The organism is Pseudoalteromonas sp. A3 (assembly GCF_025942345.1).
GTDB lineage: Bacteria > Pseudomonadota > Gammaproteobacteria > Enterobacterales > Alteromonadaceae > Pseudoalteromonas > Pseudoalteromonas atlantica.
Genome location: NZ_JAPCKL010000015.1, coordinates 43,519 through 58,590, shown reverse-complemented (window position 1 = coordinate 58,590; position 15,072 = coordinate 43,519). Strand labels below are relative to the sequence as shown.

The following is a 15,072-nucleotide window of genomic DNA, read 5'->3' as shown; positions in this document are numbered from 1 at the left end:
GGTTTTGAGGTGATGATCTATGTATTTTTTCTTCTCGTATAAGTTTAAATTTTAAGAGATAACCATGTTTAACGCAGAGCAGCAATCGCGAATTATAGAAATGGCGTGGGAAGACAGAACCCCCTTTGAGGCTATAGAGCAGTTATACGGGCTTAATTATTCACAGCTGGTCGTGTTTATGCGAGAGCATATTTCAAAGGGTAGTTTTAAAGTGTGGCGCAAACGCCACGCAGGGCGTAAAACCAAGCATTTAAAACTGCGAGACCCAGCCATAATGCGCAGCCATTGCAAAACACAGTACAAGCCGAGATAAATAGCTGCTTGCAGTTTCATATGATGTTCAGGCGTGTTTGATAATCTTTAGCTATTAACATTATTAGAGATTATTTATGAAAGCGTTTTTATATACGGTTTTTTTAGCGGGTGCCTTGGTTAGCGTTAATGCACAGGCAAAGCCCGACAAAGGCAATCACGGCCATAAAAATGGCCACCATAAGCATCAGCAGCACAACTATAAAAGCAGTAAGAAACTATCTAAAAAGCAGCAAAAAAAGTTAGTGCGTGCTGGGTGGACGCCACCAGGGTTAAGTAAGCGTTACCATAGAGGCGATTACCTAGACCGCAATGTATATAAACAAGGCCGCGTTATTGAACGTTCTAGAGATAATGGTACAGTAAGTATAAAAATAGACAGTACAGTTATACACATGGTGCACGATACCCGAGAAATACTTTCAATTTTAACTCGTTAAGTACAATTTATAAGGATATTTAAATGCTCATTGCACTGGCTATAATCATTGGCTTTTTTTTATTAGTGACCTTGTTACCTATGTCGTACAGTCAGCACTACTTAGTGCGCAGCTGCGACTTCGTTCGACTACAGGTATTTTATATAGCCAGCGCTGTTGCAATTATATCGTTTTATTTACTGTGGCAAAGCGGCAATAGCGGGTATTTGTATACTGCTTTAACCGCATTACTAACCATGGCATTACAAGGTAAGTGGATATTTCCTTACACTTGGCTTGCTAAAAAAGAAGTTAAAACGGCCTCAGTGAGCGAAGATCACAGTGTTAGAATCATGTCGGCTAATGTGCTTATGTCAAACCACAATAGTGAGCAACTAATCTCACTGGTTGATAAACACCAGCCCGACTTATTAATTACCCTTGAAAGCGACAGCTGGTGGGAAAATAAATTAGCTGTTCTTAAAAAAAACTACCCCTATTATATTGAATGCCCTAAAGACAACCGCTACGGCATGCATTTATACAGTAAATTTAAAATTCTTGATGCGCAAATATGTGAGCTCATTGAAGATGATATTCCTTCAATTCATATCCTGTTCGAAAACAATGAAGGCCTTGAAATGCAAGGGCACTTTATACACCCCGCGCCACCAAGTCCCACTGAAGAAGACTCATCGCGCCCACGCGACTCAGAGCTAATAATGGTCGCTAAAGCACTTAAAAAGCCAACACGCCCGACCATTGTAGCCGGTGATTTAAACGATGTGGCATGGTCGCGTAGCACCCGTTTGTTTATGCAAATAAGTGGTTTTTTAGACCCACGTAAAGGCCGTGGCTTTTATAACACCTTTCACGCAAGTTACTTTTTTATGCGCTGGCCGCTCGATCATTTATTTCACAGCCAAGGCTTTAAAGTAAAGCGCATTAAGCGCCTTGCAAAATATGGCTCTGACCATTTTGCACTGCTTACCGAGCTGGTGTATGAAAACGCCAAGCAGCATTCATTAGAAGATAAATCAGACGAGCTTAAGCAAGAAGAGATACAAGAACTTGCTATGAGCAAAGCCGATAAGCGAAAAGTGCCAAGGTTTGAGAAGGGGTAACAGCTATTGGTTTTTAGCTATTAGCTGTTAGTTGAATATGTTTTAACTTGAACGCTCAGGTTTAATTCTTGATATTTCATCAAACTTGATAACTTCATCAGCCAGTGTAGGTCGGATAAGCGAAGCGCCATCCGACACAGTAAAATACCTTGCCAATTATAATCAATATTTATGTTGTCGAGTGGCAGGAGAGTGCCAATTGCAAACAGTGGTAACGTCGGAGTAACTTGCGCTGCGTGTGGAGAGAAGCTTTGGGGTACAGTGGCGTAGCCACCCCAAAGCAGAACGCAGCATCAAGTTGACTGCTTTGTTAAAAGTTCTCACGACTAATCCAGGAAGCAACAGCGAAAGAATATGCAACTGTGTCAGAACCATGAACACGCTTCCCCTCTTTCAGTAAACTCGTTACATCTAGCACGATTTGATTTCCATCGGCAATCTCACCTGTCATTTGCATGATAGTAGTTTCGAAACTTTTCATTAACTGTGAAGTTGACATCATTATTTTATGATCTTCGGCAGCTTCATGTGCGATAAAGTTTCTTGCTTTTCTTGCACCATGAATCTTTTCTTCTACCCAATCAGGCAATCCATGCTCATCAATGAGTAGTTTTATCTTAGCATGCAAAGTACCTGACTTGACTAGCTTGCATACCTCATAAGAGAACTCACTCTCCGATTTTTCAATATCAAAAAGGTGGGCTAACGCTCTACAGTTACTTTCAAATTCTGTAGCATATGCCAACGCTCGTCCCAATACAGCATAAACCGCATCTGATTCTTTTGTTCGTTCTGGCATTGGCAATAGCGGATGGTTCATAGACTTTTAACTTTTAAATAAGGGGCGCAGAAATGTGGGGCATAATGGCGAAGCCGCCTGCCTGTTTGTGTCCCAGCTCGCCTGCGGGCGACATAATTTTTTTGTTAGGTGACATTTAAAATTAATGGCTCTTTTCTGGTAATTACGTGGATGAACTCATTGCCAGTCATGATAGAAAAATGCCTAAGTTCACCTGGCGTTGTGTCATAGATTAAAGTCTCTGATTTTAAATATTCTATGAGACTGGAGTTTTGATATTCTCCAACTACGCCACTTTCCCTGTTAGCATGAAAATCTTTTGAATGATCACATTCATCGTAAACTTGATATTGAATCGTATCTGAAAAAACAACAAGGAATTTCTTAGGATCCGTATGCTCTTCTGAAACCCTAGAGCTTTCACCTAGCGTCAGAGTCAAGAGCCTGTCCTGATACTGAAGGTTTTCCAAGTACCAACACTGATAATTGTGAATATCTAAACATGTTTCCATTATGGCTCCTAACGCCTTGCTAAGCGGACTAAAATTGTGGGTTATAATGTGGAGCGAATCGAAACGTAACCCACTGTTTTAGTTCCGTTTAAGCAACTTGTTATGTGTTGTTTATAGTGCCAATTACTTTTAGCATTATTGCTTGTTGCACCTTAGGGTGAAACTCTTCATACATAGTATTTAAACGCACATTATTCTTTTCCTGTGGTTTAGGGACTTTAAATTTTTCTGTATTAATCCAATTTACTCGGCGCCCGGCACTTACTAGATCTTTAGTATCCACAATATCAGTTAAGAGTTCATGGTCGGCAATGAAACCTATGCCTTTAACATGGATATCTTTGCTACTCGGTGGACATGATTTTATATAAACGATATCACCGACTTTTAATGAAGCTATGTATTGAAATAATTCAGGAGCTTCGGATTTGTCCCAGCCTGGACCCGCGATTGAATTATCGATAAATTCTTGACTCATATCTTTGTCGTAATATGCACCAATACCAAAAATTGCCATTTATAACTCCATGCTTTGATTGAACACATAACAATTTAATAGTGCGCTCATCGCGCATATTTCTGCCGACGCTACGCTCATTTCTCTGCATGATATAGTTTTAACAAATAACCTAAGGTATTACTATCACTAAGTTTTCTGAAACTTTAAAGAAAAGATAAATAGAACAATATGCGCTCGTCGCTCATCTTCATGAATATATGCGCAAAGAGCAGTTTAACCAATCTATTAACGACGATGTTTAGCCCACCTCAATGAACGCTCCTCGCTCATTATTGTCTGTCATTTTGAGTCTATCCATCAAATCTTTAGGTTCAGTACCAACTTCTATATATCAAATCTTAGCGCTATGTTTTGCAGAGCTTATCGAGCAATCTGAAATCACAATTTTAATCAACATGCTTGGGCTTTTACTAAATAAGCTAAATTGTGAAGTGAAGTTTTAGGTGTGAATTTTTAAGCAAAATATAGCCTTTAAACGCATTACACTTAGTAGCTATACCCACAAAAAAGCCTAAAAGTGATTGCTCACCTTTAGGCTTAATAATATTTTTTAAAACACGTATAAATATTCTTTAAATACGTGTATCTCAGGTGTAGCTATATTAGCTATTAATCATAATACATTTGATATTCACAAATTCGCGCATACCAAAGCCGCCGTGCTCTCGGCCGTAACCACTTTCTTTAACACCACCAAACGGTAGGTTTGGTTGAGCAAGGCCGTAACCGTTAATATTGATCATACCTGTGTCAAAGTGCTTTTTAGCCAGTTCAATGGCTTTTTTCTCATCTTTAGAGAAAATACCACCGCCTAAACCATAGCGAGAGTCGTTGGCGATACGCATTGCATCGTCGTTGTCTTTTGCTTTAATGAGCGAGGCTACAGGGCCAAATAATTCGTCATCGTATGCTGGCATGCCCGGCGATAAATTATCAAGAATAGTCGGTGGGTAGTAGTAACCTGTTTGCGATGGTACTTCACCGCCTGTTACAACATTTGCACCTGCTTCAACAGATTGCATTACTTGGTCGTGAATTTTATCACGTAAATCTTCACGAGCCATTGGGCCTAGATCGGTATCTTCGGCCATTGGGTCGCCCATTTTTAATGCTTCAAATTGGGCTTTAATTTTTTCTTTAAAGTCATCATATAATGACTCTACAACCACAAAGCGTTTTGCCGATACACAGGTTTCGCCGTTGTTGATCATGCGCCCTGTAACACAGGTTTCAACAGCAAGGTCTAAATCTGCATCATCAAGTACTAAGTAGGCATCGTTACTACCAAGCTCAAGCACTGTTTTTTTAACGTATTTACCTGCTTCTTCAGCTACTTTTTTACCGGTAGCGTCACTGCCTGTAAATGTTACGCCGCTGATTGCTTTGTGTGAAATAAGCGCGCTGGCAGTTTTGCCATCAATAAGTAAGTTGCTAAAGCAATATTCAGGGAAGCCCGCTTGTTTAAACAGGGTATCGATTTTCTCTGCCATACCAAATACATTACCGGCATGTTTAAGTACGGTGGTGTTACCGGCCATAATGTTAGCTGCACTGTAACGAATTACTTGGTAAAGCGGGAAGTTCCAAGGCTGAATACCTAATAAAACGCCCGTTGGTTGGTAGCTAACAATAGCACGGCCGCCATCCATATCGCGCTCTTCATCGCCAAGTACTTGTGGGCCGTTTTCGGCTGTATAACGACAAATACCTGCGCAAAGTTCAATTTCTTGAAAACCTTGCTCGTACACTTTACCCATTTCTTCGGTCATTAGCTTAGCAATGGCTTCTTTTTGCTCTTCGAATAAAGAGGCTAGTTTATTTAAATACTTAGCACGCTCGGTAAATGAGGTTTGGCGCCATTTTAAATATGTTTCGTGAGATTTTTCGACTACTTGCTCAGCTTCCTCTTGAGAAAGCAGCGTGTAGGTATCAATGGTTTGTTCAGTTGCGGGGTTGATTGTTTTAACTGTGTTACTCATTTTTATCTCCTTACAAATTAGTTATCAGTAAGGGTGCAAACACAAAGCCAGTTTGTTTTATAAAGTAAAATAGGGTTTAAGTTATTGAATAGTGGTCGCTTTAAATTTAATTATGGGATGTAAATAAAAAGCGAGTGATGAGCAAGCAGTAAAAAATACTGCTTTATGCAAATTTTACAGCCTTAGTTAAACAGTTGCTGTGCTATTTGTTTAAGTAGGTAAGTTTCTCGAATGATAGACAGCCCTTGTTTTTTGCTAAGGCTCATTGTGCGCTCGTTGTGTGCAATGGCGTCGTATATATTGACCCATTTAGGCGTCATACCATTTTGTTGCTCGTAATGTTCAAGCTGTGCTTTGCCAAGCTCTTTGTCTGTATCGCATAAATAGCAATACGACTGTATGTGTATAATATCAAAGTCGTCTTTGTACCAAGGGCGGTACTCTTCGTATAACCCAAAGGGTTTAATAACCTGTATATTTTGCGCGCCAGTTTCTTCGCTAAGCTCTCTTATTAACCCTTGCTCTAGGGTTTCACCTTCATCTACACCGCCGCCGGGTAAACTGTAGTCTTCGTAGCGATTGGTATACATTAATAAAATGTGTGCATCTTTAATCACAATGGCGCGGCCTGTGCGGCGGGTAAATTGAGTGCCTTGGTTTAAATTTATGCCAGGGTGGACCATTGTTTTTAATAATTGCATTTTGTCTCCTTTTTAAAAGCAAAATTATATCAGCTGGTATACTTAGGCGAGTAGTAAAAATAATTCTAATTATTTTTAAAAATTATGATCGGTATGGCTTAAGTTTACGTACATACTGGGTTGTTAAAATTAAACGTTAAAAGACTCAATAGTTTAATCATTTTTAAGAGATTCTAGTAGCCCCTTTTATTTGCAAAATAGGGTGCGTAGAATAAGAAGAAAAGCATAGGGATTTATCATGTTAAACATACTTTTAGTCGATGATGACGTTGAATTTAGTGACGTTGTTTGCCACATTGTCGAATTCCTCGGGCACAACATTTGTACTGCAACTAGCTTAAAAGAAGCACATCAATGGTTTGAAAATAATACCTTTGATCACGTATTACTCGATTTTATGCTGCCAGATGGCAGTGGTCTTCATTTACTCGATCATTTAAAAATGATTGGGCAGTCTCCAAAAGTGACGCTTATTTCTGGCCACCCTTCAGTAAAAGGGATTTTGGCAGACATGTGTGAGCAAGATGTTGGGCATTTATTAAAGCCGCTGCAACGCGAAGACCTAGAGCTGGTATTAAACGGCCCTAAAAAAACAGCTAAAAAAGCTAAAGTTCCGGCTATTACTCGCCATTTTAATAGCTTAATTGGTGAATCAGAGCCAATGCAAAAGCTTTACACCATGATAGAGCGCGTAGCAAAAACCAATGCTAACGTGATGCTAATGGGGGAAAGCGGTGCCGGTAAAGAAGTGGTCGCCCAAGCAATTCATAACGCTAGCCAATGCGAAGGCCCTTTAGTGGCGAGCAACTGTGGTGCTTTGTCTAAAGAATTAATAGGTAGTGAGTTATTTGGCCATGAAAAAGGGGCTTTTACAGGTGCAATTGCCCGTAAAGAAGGGGTGTTTGAGCAAGCAGACGGCGGTACGTTATTTTTAGATGAAGTAACCGAAATGCCTATAGATATGCAGCCAAACTTACTGCGTGTGCTTGAGACTAAAAAAGTAACACGTGTAGGCGGCAATCGTGAATTGCCTATAAACTGCCGCGTTATTTCTGCGACTAACCGTTCGCTGACCGACTTAGCGCAAAATAATATTATTCGTGAAGATATTTACTTTAGGCTTGCGGTTTTTCCCATTGATATACCTGCGCTGCGAGAGCGAAAAGAAGATATTCCACTGCTTGCGAAAGCCTTTTTAGAGCAACTTAACGATGAAAATGGCACTTCGTTTTATTGGCACAACGAGCAGCTAAAAGAACTACAGCAATACGAATGGCCAGGCAATGTGCGTGAACTTCGCCACGCTATCCATCGCGCCTTTATTATGAGCGACCCACAATCGAGCGAAATTACACTTCCGGATAACTTAGAGTCGCCGTTTTCGCGTGTAAATACGCAAGTGGCCGACAACCATGTTTCGGCAGGGCAAACCATTGAAGAAGTCGAAAAAGAGTTAATCCACGCCACGCTAGATAAGGTGCAAGGTAATAAAACGCTAGCTGCGCAAATGCTAGGGATCAGTACAAAAACATTGTATAACCGATTAAACGCATACGGCGGAATTGGAGAATATAAATAACCTGAACTCTGAATAATAAACCTATCTCTAGCAGCTATTTTCAACGTTAACTGCGTTAAATTTGCTTGCAATAGGCCAGCTATTGACGCGTAAATTCGGCTTGTTTTCATTGAAAATCTCTGGCTAGAGAAAAGAATTTGGTTATCACTATAATTTAATATTTTAGTAAGTTTCTTAACCAGAGTTCAGGTTGAATAAGTATAGGAAGTAATATGAGTGATGAAAAAGAAGTTAATACGCTAAATAAATTGGTACATGATGCGAGAGCTCCACTGAATAGAATTTCTATGAATGCAGAGCTCATTAAACTGGTATTAGAAAACGATATGCCAAAAGATAAAGCGTTAGCAGCACTCGATAAAATAATTTCAAACTGTCAGCAATGTAGCGAAAGCTTGCAAAACATTACTGATTTTAATAATAAGTAGTCATTTAAAATTAGGTATTTACACATAATGAGTAAGCAAAAGCAGCAGGGTAAAACGAATATAACGTGGGCCGCTTTTATCGCAATAGTACTGTGTATTGTTGTTGGCAATGCAGTTTTGGCATTAAGTACTATTCAGGGATTAACGCAAACGCAAAAAAGCTTGGATAACACCAGCTTATTAGCCGATGCCATTGAGCGTCTTCACTTATCAATTGTGCAGGCAGAGTCTGGCCAGCGCGGCTACTTACTCACCGAAGAAGAAGACTACTTAATGCCTTATTACGATGCGATAGGGCAAATAGAATCGCAAATGGAGCATGTAAAGTCTCTACACTCTGAAATTGATGGCCAAGCTGAGCGAATTGCTGAGCTATTAGTGTTAACAGAAGCTAAAATTAAAGAGCTTAAACAAACGGTTAAGCTGGCTACTAATGACAAAGAGCGCCGTGCGTTATATGTATTAAATACGCACAGAGGGCGAGAGCTATACAAAGATATTCGCGTTAAAGTTAATGATATTCAAGACCGAGAATTACTGTTTAAGGTGAGCCATTTTTCTAAGCTGGCACAAATAAAAAATGAAGCAAAAATCACCTTTGCTATTACAGCGGTTACCAGTGCGCTTTTAATAATAGGTATGTTTTTATTAACACGCCTAAATTTAAGAAACGCGGCTAAATACCGTGAGGAGCTTGAAATACAAAACGAAACACTTGCAACTAAAGTGTCTGAGCGCACGCAAGAGCTGACCTTATATTCAGATGAGCTGAGCCGCTCAAACCGTGAGCTTGAAGAGTTTGCGTTTGTTGCCAGCCATGATTTACAAGAACCACTTCGAAAAATTCAAGCATTTAGTGACCGCCTAGAAACAATGTTTAAAGATGAGCTGGGCGAAAAAGGCATAGATTACATAGGCCGCATGAAAAATGCAGCGCAACGTATGTCTAACCTTATTAACGACTTGCTAGAGTTTTCGCGGGTAACAACGCGAGGTAAAGACTTTGATGACACTGACTTAAAAGGCGTAGTTAACGATATTTTAAGTGATTTAGAAGTTGCCATTAAAGAAAGCAATGCGCACGTAGAGGTGGGCGAACTACCGGTTATTCAAGCCGATAAAAGCCAAATGCAGCAGTTGTTTTTAAACTTACTGTCTAACGCTGTTAAGTTTAGAAAGCCAGGTGTTGAGCCACATATAAGCGTAATGTACGAGCACAAAGACGAGTTTAGTGAAGAGCATAACGAAAAAGTGGGTTGGCAAATTATTACCATAAAAGATAATGGTATTGGTTTCTCACAAGAGTATGCTGATAAAATATTTGTACCATTTCAGCGCCTGCATGGGCGCTCGGAATATAAAGGCACAGGGATTGGGCTTTCAGTTTGTAGGCGTATAGTTGAGCGGCATGGTGGGATAATTACCGCTCATAGTAAAGACGGTGAAGGGGCAACCTTCATAATAAAATTACCTGTGGAAACAACGCTTTTCACACTTCAAGGAGAGGCTTAGATGCCGTATTCAAAAGTGAAACCTATTACAATATTAATGGCAGATGATGACGAGGATGATCGCCTACTCACGCAAGATGCGCTAGCCGAAAGCCGTGTATTAAACGAGCTGCATTTTGTGGAAGATGGGGTTGAATTATTAGAGTACTTAGAGCGCAAGGGTAAGTTTGAAGATAAAAATTCATCGCCACGCCCTGGGTTGATTTTGCTTGATTTAAATATGCCACGTATGGATGGCCGTGAAGCACTTGAGGCCATTAAGGCAAACCCAAACCTTAAAGGTATACCGGTTGTTATTTTAACCACCTCTAAGCAAGAAGAAGACATGGTTAAAGGCTATAACTTAGGAGCGGCCTCTTATATTACTAAACCGGTAACATTTGATGGCTTGGTTGATTTAATGAAAACCCTAGGAAAATACTGGGTAGAATTTGTAGAGCTGCCGACAACGTTTAACGACTAAATAAGTAGCAACATTAAGCCCCTAATTAGGGGCTTATTAAATGCAATTAAAAGGAGGTAGTATGTTAGATAAAGTGACTCGCTTACTTTTAGTAGAAGACGATGAAGATGATTACATTCTCACTTGCGACTACTTAGAACAGTTAGATTCACATACATTTGACATAGAATGGATAAGCTCTCCTGAGCAAGCAATAAGCATTTTAAGTAAAAACGATCACGATATTTGTTTGCTTGATTATCGATTAGGCGCCTCAAATGGGCTAAGTGTATTAAAAAAGGCCATTGCTAATGGGTTTAGCGGGCCAATTATTATGCTTACGGGGCAATCTAATGATGAATTAGACTCTGCAGCACTTGATGCCGGCGCGGTAGATTACCTTATAAAAACAGAAATGAGTTCGAGCCGGTTTGCTCGCGCTATACGTTATGCTTTAGCGCGTAAAGATGTTGAAGGCGAGCGAGTAGAGCGTTTAAAAGCCGAAGCAGAGAACCGCTCAAAAGACAGATTTTTAGCCCACTTAAGCCACGAATTACGTACCCCGCTTTCATCTATATTAGGTTACACAGAGTTACTGCTACAAAGCGACTTTAGCAAACAGGCCGAAAACGAACTAGGGGTTATTTACCGAAACGGTAAGCACTTGCTGAGCTTGTTAAACGATGTGCTCGATTTATCTAAAATTGCTGCTGACAAATTAGAGCTCACCTTAAGTGAAGTAAACTTAGATAGCATGCTGGCTGATGTTTACACCTTAATGCGTGTATCTGTGCTTGATAAAGGTTTAAAGCTTCGCTTTGAGTCTCTACAGCCTTTACCTCTTATTGTGAGAGTAGATGCCACCCGCGTACGCCAAATTCTCATTAACTTAATCAATAATGCGGTTAAATTTACCGAAAAGGGCGAAATAGTGGTTAGTGCCTGGACCGAGTGGGTTGAAGGCCAAGAAATGCTATTTTTTAGTATTAAAGATTCAGGCATGGGGATTGCCCCTGAAAAACAAGCATTAATTTTTAAACCCTTTGAGCAAATAGCCGATGTAGAATCGCGCTCTGTTGGCGGAGCAGGCTTAGGCCTTGCGATTTGTGCCGAGCTATTAGCGCGTATGCACGGCAGTATTGATTTAACCTCTAGAATGGGCGAAGGCTCTACTTTTACTATTTCGGTGTACCCAGGCGATATTAGTGAAGTAGAACGCCAAGTATTAAACTTTAGCAGTGGCTCGCAATTACAGACAAAATCAGCCCCCTGTAAAGTGACAGGCCGCGTATTAGTGGTTGATGATTTGCGCGATTTACGCATGTTAGTTGGCCATATGATTAGCACATGTGGTGCGCGCGTAGACTACGCCGAACATGGCCAGCAAGCGCTTGAAAAAGTAAGAATTGCACAAGCGTATCGCTCTCCTTATGATATTATTTTTATTGATATACATATGCCTGTAATGGGTGGTAAAGAAGCCACAATAGAGCTTAGAAAAATGGGCTACACAGGCCCAATTATTGCGCTTACTGCCGCCACTATGAAAGGCATACATGAAGAGCTTGCCGCCCTTGGTTTTAACGATGTAATACCAAAGCCCGTTGATAGCTCTTCTTTGTATCAATGCTTACAAGATTACTTAGTATCGCCAGAGCATGCGCCTCAAGCTAAAAACATTCACAGCGACAAAGCTGTAATAGAGAAAAAGCAGCGCTTTTTATTGGTTGAGGACGACCAAGATGCAGCGCAAATTACGCAGTTGTTGCTAGAAAGTTTAGGGGTAGAAACCGTTATTACCTCAACGTGTGCACAGTGTTTACAAACCCTCAATCATGACCAACAATTTAATAAGGTATTGCTCGATATGCACTTACCTGACGGGCGTGGTGTAGATTTAGGTAAGCAAATTAACGAACGTTACCCTGACTTAAGCTTAGTGATTGTTAGTGGTGCAGAGCCCGATCCTAAGCAGATCAAAGATTTAAATATTAATCATGTACTTTTGAAACCGATTAACCTGAGCTTATTAGAAACCTTGATCAGCTCGTAATTTAGAAGTTATTTTATGCAGTCGATAAAACTAGAAAGTGAGATATTAACGCCCTCTAAAGTAGTATGCGTTGGGCGTAATTACACCGCGCATATTGCCGAGCTTAATAATGAGCTACCAGATCAAATGGTATTGTTTAATAAACCGAACAGTGCCCTTTCGTCTACCTTATTTGCTACGCACAATAACGACACACTGCACTATGAAGCCGAGCTGTGTTTTGTTATTAAAAATAATGAGTTGGCAGGCGTAGGTTTAGGGTTGGATTTAACTAAACGTACCGTGCAAAGTAAGCTTAAAAATAAAGGGCTACCGTGGGAGCGCGCCAAGGCGTTTAACGGCTCGGTATTATTAACGCCCTTTTTAGCTATAGCGGATGCTGAGCAGGTGTTTACGTTTGAGCTTAAAATTAACGATAACGTTATTCAACAAGGCGATACGCAATTTATGATACATAAGCCTAAAGATATTTTAAGTGAAATTAATGAGTTTATGCACTTAGAAAATGGCGATGTAATAATGACAGGAACGCCTGCAGGCGTAGGGGAAGTGGCTGCAAACAGCGTATTTACAGTAAGCTTGTATGCTAATTCGACCTGCTTGTTATCGCAGAGCTGGCAGGCGCAATAGGATTAAGTATTTGCTGTTGGTAATGCTTAGTAAACTGCGGAAAACTTTGCTCTAACCAAAAACGCTGACTATTTATATAAGCAGGCGATTGTAATACCTGCTTATGTAGCGCTTTATTTATTTTATTAAGCGCCTTGGTAGCAAAATCATTCGGTGCTCTTACTGCACACCCTATAGCCCCTAAAACAAACTCTCTGGGGTCTTCTTCAATTGGCAAACTGACTATATTTTTAAACTTACTATGGTTAACAAAATAATCCCCCATAAACGGGTAGTCTATTGTGTAATCTAAAAAGCCACGGCTCAAGCGAGCAATAACAGCTTGGCTTTCATTTTCGCTGCTCCAGCTTAGCGATGCTTTATGATACACCGTGGTGTTTTCGATTATTTTATTAATTTTTGAAGTAAACTTGCGCGCCGCGGCTTGACCATATACATATTGCTCGTCTGACAATAAATGAATAAGTTTAATAGGGCTGCCATGCTTAGCGCGTATTTCTGGAGCAAGTTTTTGAGTGGTTAAAACCGAAAAAGGCGGGTAAACCGTGGTGGGGGTAGAAAACTGTAACACCCCATTGGCCGTTTTTTTATGAATAACACACGGAAAACATGCATTATCGCCTTCATTTAAGTGCTTATTAATTCGCTCTTGCGGCACGATTAGTCGCGTATGTTTTACATCATCAATGCTGTTAATTAGTTGCTCGGTGAGGTTGTCACAAATACCGCCTTGCGGCGCATGCGAATCTTTATCCATATGAAACGGGGGCGTGTAACTTTGTAACCATACAATTTCTTCAATTGGGTGAGTATTGTCAGCGTACCCGTAACGCATTAAACCACCTAGTACACCAAAGAATAAAATTACATTTCTAAGCATAACTCACTAAAAATAATCCATTTAAGTTAACTTTAGTATAGTTTTACTTTGTATATGTTCAAATGTAAGAGAGAAAAAGGCAGTAAAAAAACTGCCTATTATCTGGGTTTAATATGGTTGCGGGTAATCTTTAAAAATAGTGCCAATTTCAGTTAGCGTGTCGTCGCTTAAAGTTATGCTAAAAGCGTCAATGTCTTCTTTTAATTGGGCCATGCTGGTCGCCCCAATAATTGACGAGGTAACGCCATCGACTTGATTACACCAAGCAAGTGCCAATTGGGCTGGGGTTATGCCGCTTGCATGTGCAAGCTCTACATAACGCTGCGTGGCTTTTTGCGCGTTAGGGGTATCTCTAAAAATGCCATTGCGCTGCATAAATGTCCAACGCGAGCCCGCTGGGCGTGCGCCGTTTAGGTATTTACCCGTTAGCAAGCCAGCAGCAAGCGGCGACCAAGGTAAATAAGCAATATCTTCATGGATACACTGCTCAATTAAGTAGGGCCAATCTTTAGCGTGCGCTAGGCTAAATTCGTTCTGAATAGACACCATACGCGGTAAGTTATGCGCTTTTGCTAAATTTAAAAATTGGCTAATGCCCCATGGGGTGTCATCTGAAAGGCCACAATATTTTATTTTTCCGGCTTTAACGCACTCATTAAGGCCCTCTAAAATATCAAGCATACCCGCTTGTTGTTGCTCAGTATCTACGTCACTAAAAGTGAGTTTACCTGGCCACTGCCTGCCAAAATGTGGGGTAGAGCGATTAGGCCAATGCAATTGGTATAAATCTATGTAGTCGGTTTGTAGGCGTTTAAGCGAGTTATCTACGGCCTCAATGACAGCGCTGCGTGTTATATCGCCGCCATCTCGTACCCACGACAAGCCATTGCCTGCAATTTTACTCGCTAATACAATATCACCGCGCTTTTGCGCATTACGGCTTAGCCAGTTACCTATAATTTGCTCTGTTTTACCGTAGGTCTCTGGTGAAGGAGGAACGGCATACATTTCGGCAGTATCTATAAAATTAACGCCTTGTGCCAAGGCATAAGCTATTTGCTCATCGGCGTCTTGTTGGGTATTTTGTTTACCCCAAGTCATGCTGCCTAAGCATACTCTAGAAACATCAACACCGCTGCTGCCTAACGGACTGTATTGCATTTAAAATCCTTAAATTATGTAA

16 protein-coding genes are annotated in these 15,072 nt (G+C 40.5%); 9 read left to right on the top strand and 7 right to left on the bottom strand.

All coding sequences use genetic code 11. The annotated features are described in order from the left end of the window. Nucleotides 1–64: 64 nt before the first annotated feature. From OIZ54_RS18520 to OIZ54_RS18510, 3 genes are all read left to right on the top strand, one after another. Nucleotides 65–313 (top strand): TIGR03643 family protein, encoded by a 249-nt coding sequence (locus tag OIZ54_RS18520; RefSeq protein ID WP_054983514.1) that lies wholly within the window; start codon nucleotides 65–67, stop codon nucleotides 311–313. Nucleotides 314–389: 76 nt separating this feature from the next. Continuing rightward, nucleotides 390–752 carry a hypothetical protein gene (locus tag OIZ54_RS18515; protein ID WP_096042200.1) on the top strand — a complete coding sequence of 121 codons (363 nt, stop codon included), beginning with the start codon at nucleotides 390–392 and terminating at the stop codon, nucleotides 750–752. A 23-nt stretch (nucleotides 753–775) separates the two neighbouring features. Then, the gene (locus OIZ54_RS18510; protein WP_264391018.1) at nucleotides 776–1,855 is read left to right on the top strand and encodes an endonuclease/exonuclease/phosphatase family protein; all 1,080 of its coding nucleotides are present in this window, start codon (nucleotides 776–778) and stop codon (nucleotides 1,853–1,855) included. Between the two features lie 310 nt (nucleotides 1,856–2,165). On the opposite strand, the gene OIZ54_RS18505 is transcribed toward OIZ54_RS18510, so the two are convergent. The 5 genes from OIZ54_RS18505 to OIZ54_RS18485 all read right to left on the bottom strand — a co-directional run bounded on the left by OIZ54_RS18505 (nucleotide 2,166) and on the right by OIZ54_RS18485 (nucleotide 6,366). Beyond that, nucleotides 2,166–2,675 (bottom strand): hypothetical protein, encoded by a 510-nt coding sequence (locus OIZ54_RS18505; RefSeq protein ID WP_256846675.1) that lies wholly within the window; start codon nucleotides 2,673–2,675, stop codon nucleotides 2,166–2,168. A 104-nt stretch (nucleotides 2,676–2,779) separates the two neighbouring features. Next, nucleotides 2,780–3,166 (bottom strand): hypothetical protein, encoded by a 387-nt coding sequence (locus OIZ54_RS18500; protein ID WP_256846674.1) that lies wholly within the window; start codon nucleotides 3,164–3,166, stop codon nucleotides 2,780–2,782. 100 nt (nucleotides 3,167–3,266) lie between these two features. Beyond that, nucleotides 3,267–3,683 (bottom strand): hypothetical protein, encoded by a 417-nt coding sequence (locus tag OIZ54_RS18495; RefSeq protein ID WP_102313316.1) that lies wholly within the window; start codon nucleotides 3,681–3,683, stop codon nucleotides 3,267–3,269. 605 nt (nucleotides 3,684–4,288) lie between these two features. Continuing rightward, nucleotides 4,289–5,665: an NAD-dependent succinate-semialdehyde dehydrogenase gene (locus OIZ54_RS18490; RefSeq protein ID WP_004588502.1), complete on the bottom strand. Its 1,377-nt coding sequence runs from the start codon at nucleotides 5,663–5,665 to the stop codon at nucleotides 4,289–4,291. A gap of 182 nt (nucleotides 5,666–5,847) precedes the next feature. Next, on the bottom strand, nucleotides 5,848–6,366 hold the full coding sequence (locus OIZ54_RS18485; RefSeq protein ID WP_126006098.1) for an NUDIX hydrolase: 519 nt from the start codon (nucleotides 6,364–6,366) through the stop codon (nucleotides 5,848–5,850). A gap of 238 nt (nucleotides 6,367–6,604) precedes the next feature. On the opposite strand from OIZ54_RS18485, the gene OIZ54_RS18480 reads away from it, so the two are divergent. The 6 genes from OIZ54_RS18480 (at nucleotide 6,605) to OIZ54_RS18455 (ending at nucleotide 13,009) form a co-directional block, all read left to right on the top strand. Next, nucleotides 6,605–7,945 (top strand): sigma-54-dependent transcriptional regulator, encoded by a 1,341-nt coding sequence (locus tag OIZ54_RS18480; protein WP_024031667.1) that lies wholly within the window; start codon nucleotides 6,605–6,607, stop codon nucleotides 7,943–7,945. A gap of 212 nt (nucleotides 7,946–8,157) precedes the next feature. Continuing rightward, nucleotides 8,158–8,373: a hypothetical protein gene (locus tag OIZ54_RS18475; protein ID WP_004588505.1), complete on the top strand. Its 216-nt coding sequence runs from the start codon at nucleotides 8,158–8,160 to the stop codon at nucleotides 8,371–8,373. 27 nt (nucleotides 8,374–8,400) lie between these two features. Then, nucleotides 8,401–9,885 carry a sensor histidine kinase gene (locus OIZ54_RS18470; RefSeq protein ID WP_121637056.1) on the top strand — a complete coding sequence of 495 codons (1,485 nt, stop codon included), beginning with the start codon at nucleotides 8,401–8,403 and terminating at the stop codon, nucleotides 9,883–9,885. Then, the gene (locus OIZ54_RS18465) at nucleotides 9,886–10,347 is read left to right on the top strand and encodes a response regulator (protein WP_024031669.1); all 462 of its coding nucleotides are present in this window, start codon (nucleotides 9,886–9,888) and stop codon (nucleotides 10,345–10,347) included. 61 nt (nucleotides 10,348–10,408) lie between these two features. After that, nucleotides 10,409–12,379 (top strand): hybrid sensor histidine kinase/response regulator, encoded by a 1,971-nt coding sequence (locus OIZ54_RS18460; RefSeq protein WP_264391041.1) that lies wholly within the window; start codon nucleotides 10,409–10,411, stop codon nucleotides 12,377–12,379. A 15-nt stretch (nucleotides 12,380–12,394) separates the two neighbouring features. After that, entirely contained in the window at nucleotides 12,395–13,009 is a 615-nt protein-coding gene (locus OIZ54_RS18455) for a fumarylacetoacetate hydrolase family protein (protein ID WP_264391017.1), read from the top strand. On the opposite strand, the gene OIZ54_RS18450 is transcribed toward OIZ54_RS18455, so the two are convergent. Next, the gene (locus OIZ54_RS18450) at nucleotides 12,966–13,889 is read right to left on the bottom strand and encodes an ABC transporter substrate-binding protein (protein ID WP_413680553.1); all 924 of its coding nucleotides are present in this window, start codon (nucleotides 13,887–13,889) and stop codon (nucleotides 12,966–12,968) included. The genes OIZ54_RS18455 and OIZ54_RS18450 overlap by 44 nt on opposite strands. 108 nt (nucleotides 13,890–13,997) lie before the next feature. After that, entirely contained in the window at nucleotides 13,998–15,050 is a 1,053-nt protein-coding gene (locus OIZ54_RS18445) for an aldo/keto reductase (RefSeq protein ID WP_096740061.1), read from the bottom strand. Nucleotides 15,051–15,072: the final 22 nt, after the last annotated feature.